Origin of the sequence: Bradyrhizobium sp. IC3123, from assembly GCF_020193625.1 — a bacterium.
In the GTDB taxonomy this organism is placed as follows: domain Bacteria; phylum Pseudomonadota; class Alphaproteobacteria; order Rhizobiales; family Xanthobacteraceae; genus Bradyrhizobium; species Bradyrhizobium yuanmingense.
Genome location: NZ_JADYVF010000068.1, coordinates 1 through 412, shown reverse-complemented (window position 1 = coordinate 412; position 412 = coordinate 1). Strand labels below are relative to the sequence as shown.

Here is a 412-nt window from a genome sequence, read left to right as displayed (position 1 = left end):
GCACCAGGGTCACCGACACCATGATCAAATTGCTGTTTTGACTCAGATCCACCCGGTTTTGCACCCAGATCCGCGCCCCGGCGACGGCAATTAAGCCAAAGACCACGATCGAGGCGCCGCCGATCACCGGCCCGGGAATGGTGTGGATTAATGCGCCGAACTTCGGCGAGAAACCCAACAGCATGGCAATCAGCGCCGCGGCGACAAACACCAGCGTTGAGTAGACCTTGGTCACCGCCATGACGCCGATGTTCTCCGCATAGGTGGTGACCCCGCTGCCGCCCACCGAACCGGAGAGCATGGTCGCCAGCCCGTCGCCGACGAAGGCGCGCCCCATGTACGGGTCCATATTGCGCCCGGTCATCCCGGCGACGGCCTTCAGGTGCCCGAGGTTCTCGGCCACCAGGATCAC

The 412-nt window shown here is 63.3% G+C and carries 1 protein-coding gene; it reads right to left on the bottom strand.

Annotation, left to right across the window (positions count from 1 at the left end; all coding sequences use genetic code 11):
- Positions 1 to 412 (bottom strand): solute carrier family 23 protein (locus I6F20_RS37660; RefSeq protein ID WP_275945425.1); only part of this gene is annotated, 412 nt, incomplete at both ends.